The sequence below is a fragment of the Devosia sp. genome (assembly GCF_017744655.1).
GTDB lineage: Bacteria > Pseudomonadota > Alphaproteobacteria > Rhizobiales > Devosiaceae > Devosia.
In genome coordinates this window covers 13,826-31,144 of the sequence record NZ_JAGIAW010000006.1, presented here as the reverse complement: position 1 = coordinate 31,144, position 17,319 = coordinate 13,826, and the positions used below count along the sequence as shown (strand labels likewise).

14 protein-coding genes are annotated in these 17,319 nt (G+C 63.3%); 13 read left to right on the top strand and 1 reads right to left on the bottom strand.

Annotated features, from left to right (window positions below; genetic code table 11):
- Positions 1 to 5: 5 nt before the first annotated feature.
- Entirely contained in the window at positions 6 to 1,328 is a 1,323-nt protein-coding gene (locus J7557_RS12435) for a glycosyltransferase (RefSeq protein ID WP_291420388.1), read from the bottom strand.
- 419 nt (positions 1,329 to 1,747) lie between these two features.
- Here J7557_RS12435 and J7557_RS12430 point away from each other — a divergent pair, with 419 nt between their 5' ends.
- From J7557_RS12430 to J7557_RS12370, 13 genes are all read left to right on the top strand, one after another.
- Positions 1,748 to 2,971: an LL-diaminopimelate aminotransferase gene (locus J7557_RS12430; protein WP_291420387.1), complete on the top strand. Its 1,224-nt coding sequence runs from the start codon at positions 1,748 to 1,750 to the stop codon at positions 2,969 to 2,971.
- 165 nt (positions 2,972 to 3,136) lie between these two features.
- Positions 3,137 to 4,291, top strand: a complete 1,155-nt coding sequence (rlmC, locus tag J7557_RS12425) for a 23S rRNA (uracil(747)-C(5))-methyltransferase RlmC (RefSeq protein ID WP_291420386.1) — start codon at positions 3,137 to 3,139, stop codon at positions 4,289 to 4,291.
- A gap of 76 nt (positions 4,292 to 4,367) precedes the next feature.
- Positions 4,368 to 5,339, top strand: a complete 972-nt coding sequence (locus J7557_RS12420; protein ID WP_291420385.1) for an iron-siderophore ABC transporter substrate-binding protein — start codon at positions 4,368 to 4,370, stop codon at positions 5,337 to 5,339.
- Positions 5,340 to 5,364: 25 nt separating this feature from the next.
- Positions 5,365 to 6,348 carry an ABC transporter substrate-binding protein gene (locus J7557_RS12415; protein ID WP_291420384.1) on the top strand — a complete coding sequence of 328 codons (984 nt, stop codon included), beginning with the start codon at positions 5,365 to 5,367 and terminating at the stop codon, positions 6,346 to 6,348.
- Positions 6,349 to 6,592: 244 nt separating this feature from the next.
- A complete protein-coding gene (locus J7557_RS12410) occupies positions 6,593 to 7,933 on the top strand; it encodes a homoserine dehydrogenase (RefSeq protein WP_291420613.1) in 1,341 nt (446 codons plus the stop codon).
- Between the two features lie 32 nt (positions 7,934 to 7,965).
- Complete coding sequence (gene glpX, locus J7557_RS12405) at positions 7,966 to 8,952, top strand: class II fructose-bisphosphatase (protein ID WP_291420383.1); 987 nt, start codon at positions 7,966 to 7,968, stop codon at positions 8,950 to 8,952.
- 3 nt (positions 8,953 to 8,955) lie between these two features.
- On the top strand, positions 8,956 to 9,516 hold the full coding sequence (locus tag J7557_RS12400; RefSeq protein WP_291420382.1) for a GNAT family N-acetyltransferase: 561 nt from the start codon (positions 8,956 to 8,958) through the stop codon (positions 9,514 to 9,516).
- A gap of 38 nt (positions 9,517 to 9,554) precedes the next feature.
- Complete coding sequence (gene recJ / locus J7557_RS12395; RefSeq protein ID WP_291420381.1) at positions 9,555 to 11,345, top strand: single-stranded-DNA-specific exonuclease RecJ; 1,791 nt, start codon at positions 9,555 to 9,557, stop codon at positions 11,343 to 11,345.
- Between the two features lie 380 nt (positions 11,346 to 11,725).
- The gene (locus tag J7557_RS12390; protein ID WP_291420380.1) at positions 11,726 to 12,961 is read left to right on the top strand and encodes a cyclopropane-fatty-acyl-phospholipid synthase family protein; all 1,236 of its coding nucleotides are present in this window, start codon (positions 11,726 to 11,728) and stop codon (positions 12,959 to 12,961) included.
- A 268-nt stretch (positions 12,962 to 13,229) separates the two neighbouring features.
- Positions 13,230 to 14,183: an ABC transporter substrate-binding protein gene (locus tag J7557_RS12385; RefSeq protein WP_291420379.1), complete on the top strand. Its 954-nt coding sequence runs from the start codon at positions 13,230 to 13,232 to the stop codon at positions 14,181 to 14,183.
- Entirely contained in the window at positions 14,183 to 15,214 is a 1,032-nt protein-coding gene (locus J7557_RS12380; protein WP_291420378.1) for an iron ABC transporter permease, read from the top strand. Before J7557_RS12385 ends, J7557_RS12380 begins: the two co-directional genes overlap by 1 nt.
- On the top strand, positions 15,214 to 16,263 hold the full coding sequence (locus tag J7557_RS12375) for an iron chelate uptake ABC transporter family permease subunit (protein WP_291420377.1): 1,050 nt from the start codon (positions 15,214 to 15,216) through the stop codon (positions 16,261 to 16,263). The genes J7557_RS12380 and J7557_RS12375 overlap by 1 nt, the downstream gene beginning before the upstream one ends.
- An 11-nt stretch (positions 16,264 to 16,274) precedes the next feature.
- Entirely contained in the window at positions 16,275 to 17,087 is an 813-nt protein-coding gene (locus J7557_RS12370; protein WP_291420376.1) for an ABC transporter ATP-binding protein, read from the top strand.
- The last annotated feature ends 232 nt before the right edge of the window (positions 17,088 to 17,319 follow it).

The window sequence follows — 17,319 nt, the reverse complement described above, 5'->3', positions numbered from 1 at the left end:
ACGCTTTAGACGGCCTTTTTGAGCGAAAGCTTCTTGGCCTTCGATTTCCGCGCGACCTTGGCAGCCTTGGGCACGAAATTGGTCATGACCCGCTCGATCACCTTGATCGCCTTGTCCGTGCCGTCCTCGCTGCGCAGCTTTTCGGCCACGAGCGCGGCATTGCGCCGATAGGATTCGTTGCTGTTAAGGTCCGCCAGCGCCTCGGCCAGCAGTTCCGCCGTCAGTTTTCGCAAGCGGATGGGCTTAGGCCCACAACCAAGCTCATAGACACGCCGCCCCCAATAGGGCTGGTCCATGGCCTGCGGCACCACAAAGCTCGGCCGCCCCAGATGCAGGCCCGCCGAGGTCGTGCCCGCCCCGCCATGGTGCACCACGGCACTGACATAGCGGAACAGCCGATCATGCGGCGCCTTCTCGATCGGGAAAATCGTGTCCGGCAGGTCGCGTGGATCGATGCCGCCCCAACCCCGCGCCACGACGGCGCGCCCGCCCCAAAGCTCCACGGCTTCCTTGAGGATGCGCGTATTGCGCTCCGCCCCGAACGGCATGGAGCCAAAGCCGATATAAACCGGTGCCTCACCAGCGGACAAAAACGCTTCGAACTCCGGCGTCGGCTCCCAATGGCTGCGGTCGCGCAGATTCCAGTAGCCGGTCACCAGTGCCGTCTTCGGCCAGTCGCGCGGACGCGGGCTCACCGCCGTCGAATAGGCGTAGAGCGTCGTGAGTGGCGAGCCATCGGTATTGGTGAACACGCCACCCATGTTCCGCGCCTCAAGCCCCATTAGCTCACGCCGCAGCCGGTTGCGCGGCAGGTTCCAATAGGCCTGCTGCATGGTCGCGGCGGTATAGGAGAGCTTGTTGAGCGTCGGCCCAAGATCGTCGGCGACGTAATACATCGAAAGCGGAAATTCGGTCGTCGAGTTGAGCGGCTGCAGCGCCGTCATGATCGCTGGCACTTTCAGCGCCTCGGCAATGTCGATGCCAAAGCTCGTGTTCATGTTGACCACGATTGCTTCCGCGCCCTGGCACATGCGCCATGCGGCCCGCGCCGCCGTATCGACGATCTGCTGGCCTTGCCGCAACAGGGAAGGGCCGTTGATGAGCATGGACGTGCTCATCGCATTCTCGAAGCGCGATTCCTTGAGGAAGGACTGGATCGAGGGTCCCAGAGAATGGAATTCCAGCCCATAAAGGCCGACGAGGTCCTCGAACTCTTCGGTGGCGCCCAGGGCCACGGCATAGCCGCGCTCCTGCAGAGCCAGCGCAAGCCCGATATAGGGTTGGACGTCGCCTTGCGTGCCGATCGTCACCAGGGCAATGCGCTTCAAGTGTGGAACCTCATCATACACCGCTCTTGCCCGAAGGTTGTTCCGCTTCGAGCCATTTACAAGACCTTGCGGAGGAATTATGAACGGCCTGTCGATTGTTGCATTTCTTACAAAAACGACCTTCGAAGGGCAAGAGACATGGTGTCTCCATTCACTGTTGCATTGGTTCGAGCACGGCTCGCCGGCATGGTGATTGCTATTGCCGCCGCCGACGCCTTCGCGGCGGCAAGCGCCCGATAGCTCTTCCCGCGTGGCCACGGTGTGGCCGGGAAGAGCCGAATAGATCGTTACGGCCCCAAAAGGGTCCTTTTAACCCCTTCAAAACCATAATTCCGCGATAATCGGCGCCGCATCATGGCGCAGCGCTCCCCGCGCGTCGCGACAGTTCAGGGTCTCAAAGAGACCTTCCGAGGAATCAAATGAGCGAAGTTTTTCATCGCATCCGCCGCCTGCCGCCCTACGTGTTTGCCCATATCGATCCGATCAAGGCCAAGGCGCGCGCCGAAGGCGTCGATGTCATCGACCTCGGCATGGGCAACCCCGACATGCCGACGCCCGAGCATATCGTGGCCAAGTTGCAGGAAACGGTGAAGGACCCGCGCACCCACCGTTACTCGACCTCTCGCGGCATTCCGGGCCTGCGCAAGGCTCAGGCGAGCTATTATGGCCGCCGCTTCGGCGTGAAGCTGAACCCCGACACCCAGGTCGTCGCGACCCTGGGTTCCAAGGAAGGCTTTGCCAATATGGCCTCGGCCATCACCGCCCCGGGCGATGTGGTGCTGGTGCCCAATCCGACCTATCCGATCCATTCCTTCGGCTTCATCATGTCGGGCGGCGTCGTCCGCTCCATGCCGGCCGATCCAGGCGAGGATTTCATGCGCGCGCTCGATCGCGGCGTGCGCCATTCGATCCCGAAGCCCATCGCGCTGGTGCTGAATTACCCAGCCAATCCAACCGCTTACACTGCCGACCTCGATTTCTACACCGAGGTCGTCAAATACTGTAAGCAGCACGACATCTTCATTCTCTCCGATCTCGCCTATTCCGAGATCTATTTCGACGAGAACAACCCGCCGCCCTCCGTGCTGCAGGTTCCGGGCGCCATCGACATCACGGTGGAATTTACCTCGATGTCGAAAACCTATTCCATGCCCGGCTGGCGTGTCGGCTTCGCCGTCGGCAACGAGCGCCTGATCGCCGCCCTAGCCCGCGTAAAATCCTACCTCGACTACGGCGCCTTCACCCCCATTCAGGTCGCCGCCGTTGCCGCCCTCAATGGTTCGGACGACGTCATCGACGAAGTCCGCAAGGTCTATAAGCACCGCCGCGACGTCATGGTCGAAAGTTTTGGCCGCTCCGGCTGGGACATTCCCGTGCCGCAGGCCACCATGTTCGCCTGGGCCCCGATTCCGGCCCAGTTCGCCCATCTCGGCTCGCTCGAATTCGCCAAACTCCTCATTCAGGAAACCGGCGTTGGCGTCGCTCCGGGTGTCGGCTTCGGCGAATATGGCGATCAGTACATTCGCCTCGCCTTCGTCGAAAACGAACAGCGCATCCGCCAGGCCGCCCGCAACATCAAGAAGCTGCTCGGCGGCAAGGGCGACCAGAGCAACATCGTTCCGCTCGCCTCGGCCACGAAATAGGACCAGACCGCTTCATTCTTGCGCTGGAATGCCAACGAACGCGATTGTCACCCCGGCGCAAGCCGGGGCCCATCCTGCGATCTCACGATGGATCCCGGCTTGCGCCGGGATGACAGCTGGTGGGTGTCCATCCTGAAAAGTGTACTGCTGTTTTGAGATAGCCGCATGGAGGCAAAACTGAACGCCATCATGCATTGCGGCTATTTCGACAACGGCACGTGCCGCTCATGCACGCTCATGGGCACGCCCTATGACGCCCAGCTCCACGCTAAGCTGACGCACGCCCAAACCCTGCTCGCCGCATGGCCCGAGGTAATCTGGCTCCCGCCCATGGCCAGCCGCCCGGAAGCCTTCCGCAACAAGGCCAAGATGGTGGTCGGCGGCACGTCCGATGCACCTACCCTCGGCATCCTCCATGCAACCCAGCACGGCGTCGATCTCACCGGCTGCGGCATCCTTACCTCAGGGCTACGCGCGGCCTTCGAGCCCATCAAGACCTTCATCTCCCGCGCCCGCATCACGCCCTATGACGTTCCCACTCGCCGCGGCGAGCTCAAATATGTCCTCCTGACCGAATCCGCCGATGGCGAACTGATGCTGCGCTTCGTGCTGCGCTCGACCGAAGCCCTCGGTCGCATGCAAAAGCATCTGCCAAGCCTGCTTGCCGAGCTCCCGCAAATCACCGTCGCCACCGCCAATATCCTGCCCGAGCACAAGGCCGTCCTCGAAGGTGAGGAGGAAATCGCGCTCAGCGGCAGCGAAACCTTGCCCATGCGTCTCGGCGATCGCGTCCTGCACCTGCGTCCAGCCAGCTTCTTCCAGACCAACACCGAAATCGCCAGAGGCCTCTACCTCCAGGCGCAGGAGTGGGCCGACGAAGTCCACGCCCGCTCGATCTGGGATCTTTATTGCGGGGTAGGGGGTTTTGCCCTCCATGTCGCCGCGCCCGGCCGACGCGTCCACGGCGTTGAACTCAGCGAACCCGCCGTGGAATCCGCGCGCCTCAGCGCCGCCAAAGCAGGCCTCAGCGACGTAACCTTTGCAGCCGGCGACGCGACCGCCCTCGTTGCCGGCGAGGCGCCCGACACCATCATCGTCAACCCGCCGCGCCGCGGCCTCGGCGACCGGCTTTGCCAAACGCTCGAAACCTCGGGCGCGGAGACCATCATCTATTCAAGCTGCAACGCGGTCACCCTTGCCCGCGACATCGCCGCCATGCCCGCCTATGAGCCCCGGTTCGTCCGCCTGTTCGACATGTTCCCCCAGACCCACCACTACGAGGTCATGGTGCTACTGACCCGTCGTCCGGCGGCCGGCTGAGGCAAACCACCAAATATTACATGACATCAGAAATCACCTTTTGTATGGAGAAGCACTTCCACACAGAAGGTGATCCATGATCCTCCGTTCGCTGGTTTTTGCCGCTCTTGTGGCCACATCGCCCACCATGGCGCTGGCCCAGAGCTTCCCCGTCACGCTCGAGCATGCTTGGGGCGAAACGACCATCGACGCCGAGCCCAAGCGGATCGTCACCTGGGGCTGGGGCAATGAAGACGCCGTCCTCGCCCTCGGCGTCACGCCCGTCGGCATTCCCTTCCACGCCTATGGCGGCGGCGAAGATGGCATCAAGCCATGGATCGAAGAAGCGCTCGCCGAGGTCGAAGGCGACAAGCCGACCGTGCTCGAAAACGGCTCTGAGCCCCCCTTCGAACAGATCGCAGCGCTCGAGCCCGACCTGATCCTCGCCGTCTTCTCCGGCATCACCGAAGAGCAATACGCGCTGTTCTCCGCCATCGCCCCGACTGTCGCCTATAGCGGCGATGCGTGGTCGACGCCGTGGCAGGAGGTAACGACGACAATCGGCAAGGCGCTGGGCAAGGCCGACGAAGCCGAGGCTCTCGTTGCCGAAACCACCACCTGGCTCGAAAGCGAAGTCGCAAAACACCCCGCGCTAAAGGAAATCACCTTCGCCAGCGCCAATGACTACGATGGCTCGATCGCTGTCTACGCGCCGCTCGATGCCCGCATGAAATTCCTGACTGATCTCGGCATGACCCTCGATCCCAGCGTCGCCGAGAACGCGCCCAACGACGGCGCCTTCTACTATTCCCTCAGCTACGAACTGTTCGACAATCTCAAGGGCGATATCTTCGTCACCTATTACGAAGAGCAGTCCGCGCTCGACGAATGGCTCGCCAGATCCTACGCGGCTAATTATCCCCCCATCGTCAATGGCGGCCTCGCCGCCTTGGTCGGCACCGAAAATGTCGCGGCCGTCTCCCCGCCGAGCGTGCTGTCCCTGCATTGGGGCTTCCCGACCTATCTCGATGTTTTGGCCTCAGCCGCCGAGAAGGTCACCGGCCAGTAAGCCGTCCTAATAAAGGAGAAACACCATGCGTCAGCTCATCGGGGCTCTCGCCCTCGCTACCGCCCTTTGCGTTTCCGCACCGGCCTTCGCCGCCGACACTTTCCCCGTCACCATCGAACACGCCCTGGGCTCGGCCACCATCGAAGCCAAGCCGGAGCGCGTCGTCACCTGGGGCTGGTCGGCCCAGGACGTGGTGATCGATCTCGGCGTCGCCCCGGTCGGCATTCCCTTCTTCGCCTATGGCGGCGGTGAAGATGGCCTCCTCCCCTGGACCGAAGCTGCTCTCAAAGAGCACGGCTTTGCGACCCCCACCATCCTGCCCAATGTCACCGAGCCGCCAATCGAAGCCATCGCGGCTCTGGCGCCCGACGTGATCATTGCGCCCTATTCCGGCCTGACCCTAGACGAATACGCCCTCCTGAGCAATATCGCCCCCGTCGTCGCCTATCCCGACAAGCCCTGGTTCGCCGGCTGGCAGGATGTCGTCACCCTCACCGCCAAGGCCCTCGGCCTCTCCGCCGAAGCCGACAAGTTGGTCGCCGACACCCAGGCCTTCCTCGAAGCCGAAATCAGCAAATATCCCGACGCCCAGGGCACGGTCTTCGCCAACGTCGTCAACCGCAATGACGGCCAGGTTTCGGTGCGCCTTGAAGGCGACCCGCGCGTCCAGCTCTTCGTCGATATCGGCCTCGTCTCCGCCCATGAACCAAGCGAAGCCATCCCCAACGATACCGGCATTTCCTATTTCGTCAGCTACGAGAATTTTGACAAAATTCCCGCCGATATGCTGCTGAGCTTCTTCAACGATCAGAAGTCCGCCGACGAGTTCTTCGGCATGGACCTGATCAAGCTTTCCCCGCTGGTCGCCAGGGAGGCTTATACCAAGCTCGTCGGCGACGAGATCACCATGGCCGTCAGCGGCGCCGTCACGCCGGTTTCCCTCCGCTGGGGTTTTCCAACCGTCGCCGCCGAAGTCGGCCGTGCCGCAACTGCGGCTAAGGCGCAGTAATCGCCTGCGAAACACTGCCTGGCCGTCAAAATGCCTATTGACGGCTAGGCAAGTTCCTATGCACATGTCGCGCACCATGAGCGATATCCAGTCTTTCCGCCAATCCGTCGAATCTTTCATCTCCGCCCGCGGTTGGACTCCGACCCGTTTTGGCCGCATTGTAGCAGGCGATCCGCTCTTCGTTTTCGACCTGCGCGACGGCCGTGAGCCGCGCAGCGAAACGCGCGCGCGCATCCTCAAGGCCATGACCGAATTTGGCGAAACGGAAACCCAGACGCCGCTCCGCATCGGCGTTGCCGGTCTTGGCAATGTCGGCGCCACGCTCGTGCGTATCCTCCAGAAAGACGGCGCCGAGCTCAATAAAAAACTCGGCCGCCAATTGCAGGTGACCGCCGTTGCCGCGCGCTCGCGTTCCCGCGACCGCGGCATTGATATTTCTGGGCTTGAGTGGTTCGACGATCCGGTCGCCCTCGCCAAATCCGACAGCATCGATCTCTTCGTCGAACTCATCGGCGGCGAAGACGGCCCGGCCTTCGCCGCGGTCAAATCCGCCCTCGAAATCGGCCGTCCGGTCGTCACGGCCAATAAGGCACTCCTCGCCAAACACGGCGTTCTCTTGGCAAAACTCGCCGAAGAATCGGGCGCCCAGCTCGGCTTCGAAGCGGCTGTTGCCGGCGGTATCCCCGTCATCAAGACTCTTCGCGAAGGCCTGGGCTCCGCTCGCATCGCCAAGGTCTTTGGCATCATGAACGGCACCTGCAATTACATCCTGACCCGCATGGGCAATGAAGGTATCACCTTCGCCGATTGCCTTAAGGACGCGCAGGCATTGGGCTATGCCGAAGCCGATCCGACCTTCGACGTCGAAGGTTTCGACACGGCCCACAAGCTCTCGATTCTCGCTACGCTCTGCTTCGGCTATGAGATCGCGCCCGACAAGATGCGCATCGAAGGCATTTCGCGCATCACCCAGCACGATATCCAGGTCGCAGCCGATCTCGGCTACAAGATCAAGCTGCTCGGCATTGCGGAGCGCACCGAAAACGGCATCGAGCAGCGCGTGCATCCGACCTTCGTGCCCAAGGGCTCAGCCATTGCCGGCGTCGATGGCGTCATGAACGCGGTGGCACTCGAAACCGATCACGTCCACGAGCTCCTGCTCGCCGGCCCCGGCGCCGGTGGCCCGCCCACGGCCTCCTCGGTTCTCTCCGACATCCTCGACATCGCCCGTGGAACCCGCGTGCCCCCGCTCGGCGTGCCGAGCGACGAGCTTCTGCCCTATCGCGAAGCGCCGGCTCGCGCCCATGAAGGCGGCTTCTATATCCGCCTCGCCGCCAAGGATGTGCCCGGTGCACTCGCCGCCATCACCACCCGCATGGGCGAAAAGTCGATCTCCATCGATTCGGTCATCCAGCGCTCCGACCTGGCTGCGAAGGCCATCGCCCCCGATGGCTCGCCTTCACGCACCGTTGTGATGATTACCCAACAGACTTTGGAATCATCCGTGCGCGAAGCGCTTGCGCAAATCGCTGCGGACGGTTTCATAGTCGGCGAACCGCAGCTAATTCGCATCGAGAAGCTCTGACACCCTCCCGGTGCCAGGCACCGGGAGAGAAAATGAAGCTCAGCAAGGCCGATGACGGCAGATCGCCGGCACACCTCCATCGCTCGCTGACCCTCGAAATGGTGCGCGTCACCGAGCGCGCCGCCATCGCGGCCGCCGAATGGCGCGGCAAGGGCGACGAAAAAGCGGCGGACGAGGCGTCCGTAAAAGCCATGCGCGCCGAGCTGGACCGCGTCTCCATTGCCGGCCGCATCGTCATCGGCGAGGGCGAGGAATTCGAGTGTGATGATCTCTATGTCGGCCAGCCCGCCGGCACCGGCGACGGCCCCGAGGTCGACATCGCCGTCGATCCCCTCGAAGGCGTCACCCTCTGCGCCAAGAACCAGCCCGATTCCCTCGTCGTCCTCGCCATGGCCGAGCGCGGCGGCCTCCTGAATGTTGCCCGCAACGTCTACATGCACAAGATCGCCATCGGCGCCGAATATCCGGCCGACACGGTCAATATCGAGTGGTCCGCCACCGAGAATGTAAAAGCCCTCGCCAAGACCAAGGGCGTCCCTGTTTCAGAAATCACTGCGATCGTCCTCGACCGCCCGCGCCATGCCGGCCTCCTCGAAGAGCTCCGCATGGCCGGCGTCTCGGTGAAACTTCTCAGCGATGGCGACATTGCCGGCGTCATCCACGCCGTGAACACCGAGGATACCGGCGTCGACATCTATCTCGGCTCCGGCGGCGCCCCCGAAGGCGTGCTAGCCGCGGCGGCCCTCCGCTGCATCGGCGGCCAGATGCAGGGCAAACTCATCCTCGACACCCCCGACAAGCGCACTCGCGCCCGCGAAATGGGCATCACCGACGCCAACCGCGTCTACAATGTCGGCGACCTCGCCTCCGGCGACGTCCTGTTCTCGGCTACCGGTATTACCGACGGCTCCCTGGTTGAAGGCGTAAAACTCCGCCGCCAATGGGTCGAAACCTCAACCGTCGTCATGCGCTCCTGGAGCCAGACCACCCGCTGGATCAAGGCAAGGCACGCAAGGTAGGTCATGTCCCTTCCTCTTGAGACCGCTCGCCTGCGCCTCACGCCCGCCGTTCTCGAAGATTGGCGCGAATACCACCCAATTCTAGCCGATCCGGCCAGCGGACACCGCTCGAACCTGCCACGCAATCCGACGCAAAAGCGCACGCAGGGCGTGGTGGCCTGGATGGTTCGCATCGGCAAGACCGGTAAGGGGTTCGCCTGGATGATCCGCGATAGGGAGACCGGCCAACTTCTTGGCTGTATCCGCATAAACTCCATCGACCACGAGCAATCGACCGGCATTATCGGCTACGAGATCGGCTCGGGCTTTTGGGGCCGCGGCTATGGCACCGAAGCGCTCCGCGCCGTGGCACAGCACGGCCACAGAGAAATGGGTCTCTTTCGGCTCGAAGCCTGGACGCTCGAGGGCAATGAGCAGTCGGATCGCGTCCTGCTCAAAGCTGGCTTCCTCTATGAAGGCAAACAGCGCCAAAAGATGGTGCTCGATGGTCAGCGTTTGGACATGTCCCTATTTGGGCGGCTGGCCGACGATCCGGTGGCTGCAACGCCGCCACCGGCAACCTAGCTCTCGACCAGTCCCGCCAAATCGCCTAACACCAGCCCATGCTGGAAACGCGCCGCAATTTTCTTGACGTCACTCAGTCGGTTCTCGGCCGGGCCTGGGTCGACCGTCTGGACGCGTCGGGCGCGCGCATGGCCACCGCCATCGCCCAACGTGCCGGCATTTCGGACATCCTGTCGCGCATCCTCGCGGGCAGGGGCGTCGATATCGATAGCGCGCAAGCCTATCTCGAACCCACCATCCGCAACCTGATGCCCGATCCCTCGACGCTGACGGCCATGGATGATCTCTCCGGTCGTCTCGCCCGCGCCATCGCCGACAACGAGTCTATAGCGCTCTTCGGCGACTACGACGTCGATGGCGCCAGCTCGTGCGCCCTGATAGTGCGCTATCTCGCCCATTTCGGCCTCACCCCGCAGGTCCACATCCCCGACCGTATCTTCGAAGGCTACGGCCCCAATATCGCGGCCATGGACAAGCTGATCGATGCCGGCGCCTCGCTCATCATCACGCTCGACTGCGGCACCACCAGCGATGGTCCCATCGCCCACGCCCGCTCCCGCGGCGTCGATGTCCTCGTCATCGACCACCACCTTTCCGACCACGACCTTCCCCCCGCCACGGCCCTGGTCAATCCCAACCGCCCCGACGACATTTCTGGCCTCGGCTATCTCTGCGCCGCCGGCGTCACCTTCATGGTTCTGGTCGCCGTAAACCGCACCCTGCGCCAGCGCGGCGATACCGGCCTGCCGGATCTCCTGAAACTGCTCGATATCGTCGCCCTCGGCACCGTCTGCGACGTCGTGCCTCTCGTGGGCCTCAACCGCGCCTTCGTCCTGCGCGGCCTCGAAGTCGCCCGCCGCGGTGACAATCAAGGCATGGCCGCGCTGGCCCTCGCCTCGCGCGTCAGCGGCCCGCTCAATCCCTATCACCTCGGCTACCTCATCGGCCCCCGCATCAATGCCGGCGGTCGTATCGGCAACGCCGCCCTCGGCACCCAGCTCCTTGCCCTCGATGACGAGCACCAGGCCCTCGTCATCGCCGCAAAGCTCGACGAGCTGAACACCGAACGCCAGCGCATCGAGGTCGAAGCCGTCGAAGAAGCGACATCCGTCGCCGCTGCCGAAATCGGGGCAGGCGAGGGGCCCCCGGTTCTCGTCCTCGCCTCGGCCAATTGGCATCCCGGCATCGTCGGCCTCGTCGCCGCGCGCCTCAAGGAGCGTTTCGATCGCCCGGCCTTCGCTATCGCCCTCCACCCCGATGGCACCGGCACCGGCTCAGGCCGTTCTGTGCCCGGCGTCGATCTCGGCAGTGCGGTGATTGCAGCCGTCGAAGCCGGCCTGGTCCCCAAAGGCGGCGGTCACGCCATGGCCGCCGGTGTCACCCTCCGCCCCGGCGATCTCGGCCCCTTCCGCTCCTTCATCTCCGATCAGTTGAGCAACAGCGTCACCACGGCCCGCGCGGCGTCCGCACTCAAGGTCGATGCCGCTCTCACGGCCCGTGGCGCCACCGTCGACCTCCTCCACAATATCGAACGTGCCGGCCCCTTTGGCTCCGGCAATCCCGGCCCGGTCTTCGCCTTCCCGTCCCATCGGGCGCGCTTCGCCCAGGTAGTCGGCAAGGGCGGTCATGTCAGCTTCACCCTGTCGTCCGACGATGGCGCAAAGCTGAAAGCCATCGCCTTCCGCGCCGCCGGCACGCCCCTCGGCGATATCCTGCTGCGCGATGGCGAACAGCCCCTGCATTTTGCCGGCAGCCTCTCACTCGACCACTATCAGGGCCGCGAACAGGTCCAATTCCGCCTCACCGATATCGCGCGCATTCCGCGATAAGGAGGAAACTCTATCTGATCCAACGCGTTACTCACCTCGTAGTCGAGATGAGACTACGGGGGAAACAGCGACGTGCGTGCTTCATTAAGTGCTTTCGCCAGCGCCGGGAGGCTTGGCCCATCAACGGCTTGGGTCAGTTCCCGGAATCATTTTTTCAACGATCCTCGTGAGCCTCTGGCTCCCTGCGGGTCGGGTTCCGTCGGTCCGGCATCGGGCATCAAACTGCTGCTTGCATATCCGTTAATGCCCGTTAAACTATTGATGGGCATCCACTGGGAAGCACTATTGCTTCGGCTCAAGGGGATGACCCCGCGGCCGAAGCTGTGCATTTTGCCTGGCTCGCTCCGGCCCGCATCGCGATGGTTGGATGTAGCGGCGCAATGAGTAAAACAGCAGTAGACCACTCCAATACCGGCGTAACGCCATGGACGCGTTTTGCCTCCTTTCTGGTCGAAAAGATCGGTTTTGCCCTGATCGGCCACCCAAAGTTCGGGGCCGTGACCGTCATTTTGCCCAATGGCCGCACGCGGACCATGGGCAATACCAAGACGGGCGAACACGCCGTCCTGCGACTGAACAATTTCAAGGTCATCACCGAGGCCATGCGCCGCGGCACGGTCGGCTTTGCCGCCGCCTATATGAATGGCGATATCGAGGTCGACGATCTCACGGCGCTGTTCCGCTTCTTCTTGCAAAACCGCGACATGTTCGAGAGCGCCGGCAACGGCTTTTTCCGCCGCGCCGCCACCGATCTCCACTACCACATGTCGCGCCGCAACACGCTCGAAGGCTCCAAGAAGAACATCGCCGAGCACTACGACCTCGGCAATGACTTCTATGGCCAATGGCTCGACCCTTCGATGACCTATTCCTCAGCGGTCTTCACCTCCGGCGATCAGAGCCTCGAAGAAGCCCAGCGCACCAAATATCGTCGTGTTGCCGATATGGCCGGGGTCACGCCCGGCTCCTCCGTGCTCGAAATCGGCTGCGGCTGGGGCGGCTTTGCCGAAACCGTCGCCCGCGACTACGAGGCCAATCTGCGTGGGATCACTCTCTCCGCCGAACAGCTCAAATACGGCCAGGAGCGCCTTGCGCGCCAGGGCCTCGACAAGTTCGCCACCCTGGTCTTCGAAGACTATCGCCACACCGAAGGGCAGTTCGACCATATCGGCTCCATCGAGATGATCGAGGCGGTAGGCGAGGACAATTGGCCGAGCTATTTCCAGACCGTGCATGATCGCCTGAAGCCGGGCGGCACCGCCGCCATCCAGGCCATCACCATCAACGAAGCTGATTTCGACGGCTATCGCAGCGGTCCCGACTTCATCCAGCGTTACATCTTCCCCGGCGGTATGCTGCTGACCAAGACGGTGATGCGCGAATTCGGCGAAAAGTATGGCCTCGTTCTCGAAAACGTCGAAACCTTCCGCCTGTCCTACGCCAAGACCCTAAAACTCTGGCGTGAGCGCTTCCTCGAACGCTGGCCCATGATCGCCCCGCTCGGTTACGACGAAACCTTTAAGCGCAAATGGGTCTATTACCTGAGCTATTGCGAAGCCGGTTTCACCGAAGGCTCCATCGACGTCGGCATCTACCAATATCGCCGACCTGCGTGAGGTCGTGCCAGGTCCGGTATCGACGATCCCCATCCTATCCATCCTCGGTGTCATACCCGCGAAAGCGGGAACCCCTGTTTTGAAACGGAGGTCCCCGCTTTCGCCGCGAAAAGCGGACTTCCGCCTTTTCGCGGGGATGACATCCCGGGGGAGGGTGAAAGCTTGTGTTCTCCGCGAGACGCTCCCACCATCCCCAACCGCCAAAACTTGACTTGACCATTCAGTTTTACGAAGGCAAAAAACGCGCACTTTGCAACCAGGTGAGCCCATGACCCTTCGCGCCCTCGCTCTCGCAGCCCTGTCATCCCTCGCACTGGCTGCCGCCGCTCATGCCGAACCTTGGACCTATACCGATGAATCGGGTCAGACGGTCACGCTCGACGCAGCCCCGCAACGCATCATCGCCAGCCAGGACGCCGCCGCCGGCCTCATCCCCCTCGGTATTCGCCCCGTCGGTATCTATGCTGATGGCCCGATAGCCGATGCCAAGGCCCTGCAGGGTCTCGATCTCACCGGGATCGAAATCATCGGCCAGGCTTGGGGCGAGGTCGATATCGAAAAGGCCGCCGCCCTCAATCCAGATCTCGTTCTCGCCGAATGGTGGGATCGCAACGCCACTTGGTCGGGCGGCGAAGACGTCGTCACGCTGCTGACCCAACTCGCCCCCATCACCGGCGTCACGGCCGGCGATTCCATTCTGGGCATGATCGAGGATTATGAAACCCTCGCCGCCAGCCTCGGCGCCGATCTCGCCCAGCCCTCCATTGCTGCCGAGAAGGCGGCTTTCGAAACCGCCCTGACCGATTTCAAGGCCGCCATCTCCGCCAAGCCCGGCCTGAGAGTGCTCGCCGTCTATGCCGGCGACGATGCCCTCTACGTCGCTGACCCCGCGGGCGCTGCGGAACTCCTCGACATGCAGTCCTGGGGCCTCGACCTCGTCGAGCCCGAAGGTGTCGATGCCGCCGGCAACAACTACTTCGAGACCGTCAGCTGGGAAAACGCCGACAAATACCCGGCCGACCTGATCCTGGTCGACAACCGCTCACCAGCCACCATGAAGACGGCGCTGGCCCAGCCCACATGGACGCTCAATCCCGGCGCCAAGGCCAGTCAGGTTGCAGAATGGCCGGCCTTCTGGCTGCGCAACTACACCCACTACGCCGCCGCACTCACCGAACTGACCAAGGCCATCAACGCGGCCAACGCCGACCTTACCCCCTGATGCCAGCGGAGCAGGCGAACAATAGGACAGGCCGGGCAACAGCGCTCGGCCTCGGTCTCGCCCTCCTGGGCGTGACGCTCTCTGCCATCGTCCTGCTCTCAATGGCGACCGGCGCACGGCCCATTCCCGTCGACATGGTCTGGTCCGCCCTCTTCTCTTACGATCCCAATTCCACCGAACACCGCATCATCTGGGACCTGCGCCTGCCGCGCACCGTGGTCGGCGTTCTCGTCGGCGCCGCCCTTGGCCTTGCCGGTTCGGTCCTGCAGGGCGCCACGCGCAATCCCTTGGCCGATCCATCGATTCTCGGCATCAATTCCGGCGCCGCCCTTTTTGTGGTGATCGGCGTCTCCGCCTTCGGCATCACCCAGCTCAGCCTCTATGTCTGGCTCGCCTTCATCGGCGCCGGTATCGCCATGCTGGTCGTCTATGCCGTCGCCTCGCTCGGCCGAGAAGGCGCCACGCCCATCAAACTGGCCCTTGCCGGCGCCGCCATGTCGGCCGTCATGCAAGCCATCATCAGCGCGGTCCTCCTCACCAGCCCGCGCACCCTCGATGAAGTGCGCTTCTGGCAGGTCGGCTCGCTCGCCGGCCGCTCCATGGACATCGCCCTCCAGGTCAGCCCCTTCATTCTCGTCGGCGCCGCGCTCGCCCTCGCCACGGCGCGCCTTCTCGACGGCCTTAGCATGGGCGACGACGTTGCCCGTTCTCTCGGTCAACGCATCGGCCTCTCCCGTGGCCTTGCCGGCCTCGCCTCCGTCGTCCTCGCCGGCTCAGCCGTTGCCGCCGCCGGCCCCATCGCTTTTGTCGGTCTCACCGTCCCCCATGTCGCCCGCGCCATTACCGGGCCCGGCTATCGCTGGATCCTGCCCTATTCCATGCTAATGGCGCCCATCCTTCTTCTCGGCGCCGACGTCATCGGCCGCGTCATCGCCCCGCCAGGCGAGGTGCAGGTGGGCATCGTCACTGCCTTCATCGGCGCGCCCTTCTTCATCGCCCTGGTCCGGCGCCGCAAATTGGCGGCTCTCTGATGACAGCCATCGACGCCAGTAACATTGCAGGGGGCCGCCACCAGCGCGAAAGCAAAAGCCGCCGCGTCACCCTTGGCCTGGTTCTGGCTCTGGTCCTCGCCAGCGCCGCCGCCTTGACCCTCGGCGACTTTCCGGTCCCGCCTGAAGAAATCCTTCGCTCGCTCTTCTCCCCATTGACCGGCATCACCAATAAGGGCGTCGATTTCATCGTCCTGCAGGTCCGCGTCCCTCGTCTTTTCCTCGCGCTCCTCTCGGGCGCCGCCTTCGGTCTCTCCGGAATCATTTTCCAAACGCTCCTGCGTAACCCGTTGGCCAGCCCCGATATTATCGGTATCGCCCACGGCGCCAGCGCCGCCGCCGTCTTTTGCATCATCGTCCTCGGTTGGACCGGCCTTGCCGTCTCCCTCGGCGCTTTTGCCGGGGCTCTGCTTACGGCCTTCGCCATCTACATTCTCGCCTGGCGCAATGGCGTCACCGCCTATCGCGTCGTGCTCATCGGCATCGGCGCCGCCGCCATGCTCAGCGCCGTCATTTCCTACCTGTTCACCCGCGCCCGCCTTATGGAAGTGCAGCAGGCCATGGCCTGGCTCGTCGGCAGCCTCAATGCGGCGCGCCCCGGCGATTCCGTAGTTTTCGCCATCACGCTCGTCATCACCCTGCCATTGTTGGTCATGCTCGTGCGCGGCCTCGATGGTCTGGAGCTGGGCGACGACACCGCCCATGCTCTCGGCACCCGGGTTGAGCAAACCCGGCTCGGCCTTTTGGTTACAGGCGTTGCCCTCGCCGCTTTCGCTACGGCCGCAGTCGGACCCGTCGGCTTCGTCGCCTTTGTCTCAGGCCCCATCGCCCGCCGCCTTACGGGCGGGGCAGGGCGGGGCATTCCGCAGGCCGCCCTCGTCGGCGCTTTGGTCATGCTGGTATCGGACCTTCTGGCGCAACACGCTTTGCCAAACATGCAATTGCCGACCGGTGTCGTCACCGGCGGCTTCGGCGCAGTCTTCCTGCTTTGGCTGCTCGTCGTATCCGGCCGCTCCGGCCGGGTGAATTGAAGGAGACGAACATGACGCAAAACCACCAGCTCATGGCCGCCGGTCTGCACCTCGGCTATGCCGACCGCGAAATCGTCTCCGATCTCAATCTCAATGTACCCGCCGGCAAGCTGACCGTCATCGTCGGCGCCAATGCCTGCGGCAAGTCCACCCTGCTGCGCGGGCTCGCGCGTCTGCTCACGCCCACAAAGGGCGCCGCCTATCTCGATGGCAAACCCATCCACCAGATGCCGACGCGCGAAGTCGCCACCCTTCTCGGCGTCCTCCCTCAATCCCCCATCGCGCCCGACGCCATCACCGTCGCCGACCTCGTCGGCCGCGGCCGCTATCCTCATCAAGGCTGGTTCCGCCGCTGGACACCCGAGGACGACGCCGCTGTCGCCGAAGCCCTTGGCGCCACCGATATGGGCGAGCTTGCCGATCGCCCCGTCGACGAACTTTCAGGCGGCCAGCGCCAGCGCGTCTGGATTGCTATGGCCCTCGCCCAGCAGACCGACCTCCTTCTCCTCGACGAGCCGACCACCTTTCTCGACATCAACCACCAGGTCGAAGTCCTTGATCTGCTTACCGATCTCGTCAAGGAGCGCGGCCGCACGGTGGTGGTCGTCCTCCACGACCTCAACCTCGCCTGTCGCTACGCCGATCACATCGTCGCGATGAAATCCGGCAAGATCGTAACCGAAGGTCGCCCCGTGGATGTCATGACCGAAGAGGTCGTCCGCGAAGTCTTCGTCATGAACTCCCGCATTGTCGTCGATCCCATTTCCGATACGCCGATGATCGTACCCATCGGCCGCCATCACGTGGAAAAGGCTGTCGCCTGACAGCAAAAAGCCCCGGAGGCTTTCGCCTTCGGGGCCGTTTATCGGTCTTCGATATTTTCAATCGCTTTCCGATACTGACACAACGCGCGATCTGCCCGCTGGTTCCCGCCGCGGTTATTTTTCTCCAACATTCCCCACCTCGATTGTCACCGGCGCTCATCCCGAGATTTGCCGGCCCACTCCAATGACCCACACACGACATAGACGCCGCGCTTGACTCTCTCACATTCAA